This window comes from Sulfurimonas sp., from assembly GCF_026988655.1.
GTDB lineage: Bacteria > Campylobacterota > Campylobacteria > Campylobacterales > Sulfurimonadaceae > Sulfurimonas.
The window spans coordinates 1-2,314 of the sequence record NZ_JALSKT010000034.1; the positions used below are offsets into that span (position 1 = coordinate 1).

Genomic DNA, 2,314 nt, shown 5'->3' on the forward strand with positions numbered 1-2,314 from the left:
TTTCAAAGATAAGCAGGTTTCTTACCATTTGTTGTAAAAAAATGTTGTAAAATTTTAAAAATAGAAACATTAAATCCCTAAAATAAGGGCTAAATCAAGAAAGAACTCAACAATCCTATAAGTCCTCCAAATACACCACCCCAGACTACTAGCCAGCCAAGATGTTCTTTGATAAGGTTTTGTATGATTTGTTTGACCATCTCCGGTGTAAGCTCATTGAGCCTAGAATCTACTACCTTTTCTATTGATAAGAGCAAGTCCTCATGTAAAGAAGAACTCTCAAGATGATTTTGCAGAGTTGCATTAAAGGCACTGGAGTTTACTATTTTTATAACCGCAGTTTGCATCTTTTGCGCAAATGGTTCTCTGAGGTTTTCAAGAGCTGCTTCTCCACCAAACATACCAAGCATTCCTCCAAATGAAGACTCCATCACTGTTTTACTCAGAGCATCAAAGGCCGGGGTAAAGTCTGTTTCTTGGATGATTGGCTCTAGATTGAGCTTTTTTTCTTCATTTTTGAAAAACTTTTCTAATTGTTCACGAGTGAAAAATTCACTCATAATAAGGTTTTTTATGGCACGTCTAAAAGAGTCAAAACGGTTTACAATGACACCTGAACCATATAAAAATGGTACTTTTTCAAACAACATATGAATGGCAAGTTGATTTGTGAGGGCACCTGAGAGGGCAAAAAGTCCTGTATAGAGGAGCGCTTGAGAGTAGTAAGGTGTTATAAATGAAACCCCAACAAGGGTAAACGCAGTAAGGTTTGTGATAAAGCTTTTATTTAATTTCAAAATTTCTTTCCTTTTTAAAAGTGTAATTATATACAAAAAGTGTATGATTAGGAAAAATATTTAATGGAAAAATTATATGAAATCTGAAACCTATGAATTATTTAGAAATGAGAGTGTAGATGCAATTGTTACAGAGATAGAACATGAATTAGAGCAGAGAAATGAGTCTCCGTTTTGGAGGGACAAAGTTTCACCTTTTTCACGTGCTATTCTTTCTGTTCTTATCCCTCTTCGTGAGCAAGGTCTTTTGTTTACGCCTGAGGGGAAAAAAGTAGATGAACTCTCTCCTGAACTTTTTTTAGACTGGAGTGACTTTTTAAGTTTAAAAACACTTGCGTTTACGCTGAGTCACTCAAATGAAGCAAAAAAATTACTTCGTACGCATTTAGATAACAAGAGTTGTGAAAAATATGAGCCTATAGATTTAAGTACCTTGGGGAGTTATTTAAGTAGATATACTGTTGATCTTGAAAATGAAGGTTTGGATTTTCCTATAGCAAACTACAATCTACATCAAGGTGTTAGCAATGTTATAAAATCATTACTTTAGTAGAAGATAAGATAGAGAACTCCCCAGAGTAAAAAGATGATAAACCCTAAAACTGCGAATGTAATAAGAATTCGTAGTGTTAGAAAAAAAAGAAATTTTACAAAGGTGGGAAGTTTAAACATTTACTGTTTGTAAGGCTGCGTTTGAAGATGTAAACCTTTTGTCGCATACTCCATACCGCCTTGTAGATTAATGACTTTATAGCCAAACTCTTTTGAAAGCCATGGTGCTATCATAGAAGTTCTGCTTCCTGTATGACAGATAAGTGCAAAAGGTTTTTTTGTATTGACTTTTTGGTTGAGTTCTTCTAAGAATTTTTTCGCATCATAGTTCCCTCTTTCATCAAAAAACATAATTGGGACTGTATTTTTGAGAAGACCCGTCTCTCTCCACTCTCCTGGCGTTCTTACATCAACGATAGGAATGTTTTTCTTCATAAAATCTTTTGTTAAGTACTGGTTTGTAAGTTCTGCAAATAAAGATACACTCAGTAATAATATTGCTAAAATAATTTTTTTCATTATTTTCTCCAAATTTAAAGTGTATAATTATATCAATAAATAAACAATAGGTTGAATATGGCAGCTTCTAAAAAAGTAATTGATAATTCTAATAGACTACGTTATATTAGAGCTTTACAGAGATTTCAAAAAAGTATTTTATCTTATCTCAGTAAGAGTGAAGAGTTAAGCAAAGAGAAGTATGATAAAAAAATAGAGAATGCTTTAAAACTACTAAACAGAGTAGAGGTAAGCCAGCTCTATAAAGGTGACTTGCAAGAACTTGAAAAGTTTGTAAAAAAAATGATAGCGTATAAAGATTCTGATGAAGAGATTGAAAATATTAAAGAAGATATCACATATACTACAAATCAGCTTGAAAAAAATAAAAATTCAAGACGTTATAAAAAAGATAAACACTCCCAGTCAAAATTTAGTGACTGGGAATAGTCTTTATCCCTCTGTAT

Annotated in this window: 4 protein-coding genes; 2 read left to right on the forward strand and 2 right to left on the reverse strand. The window is 32.7% G+C overall.

The genetic code is table 11. The features are described 5' to 3' along the window. Positions 1 to 89 precede the first annotated feature (89 nt). Positions 90 to 797: a DUF445 family protein gene (locus tag MV052_RS03040; protein ID WP_297440859.1), complete on the reverse strand. Its 708-nt coding sequence runs from the start codon at positions 795 to 797 to the stop codon at positions 90 to 92. A gap of 76 nt (positions 798 to 873) precedes the next feature. On the opposite strand from MV052_RS03040, the gene MV052_RS03045 reads away from it, so the two are divergent. After that, on the forward strand, positions 874 to 1,347 hold the full coding sequence (locus tag MV052_RS03045) for a hypothetical protein (RefSeq protein ID WP_297440860.1): 474 nt from the start codon (positions 874 to 876) through the stop codon (positions 1,345 to 1,347). 122 nt (positions 1,348 to 1,469) lie between these two features. On the opposite strand, the gene MV052_RS03050 is transcribed toward MV052_RS03045, so the two are convergent. Continuing rightward, the gene (locus MV052_RS03050) at positions 1,470 to 1,868 is read right to left on the reverse strand and encodes a rhodanese-like domain-containing protein (RefSeq protein WP_297440862.1); all 399 of its coding nucleotides are present in this window, start codon (positions 1,866 to 1,868) and stop codon (positions 1,470 to 1,472) included. 57 nt (positions 1,869 to 1,925) lie between these two features. Here MV052_RS03050 and MV052_RS03055 point away from each other — a divergent pair, with 57 nt between their 5' ends. Next, positions 1,926 to 2,297: a hypothetical protein gene (locus tag MV052_RS03055; protein WP_297440864.1), complete on the forward strand. Its 372-nt coding sequence runs from the start codon at positions 1,926 to 1,928 to the stop codon at positions 2,295 to 2,297. Positions 2,298 to 2,314: the final 17 nt, after the last annotated feature.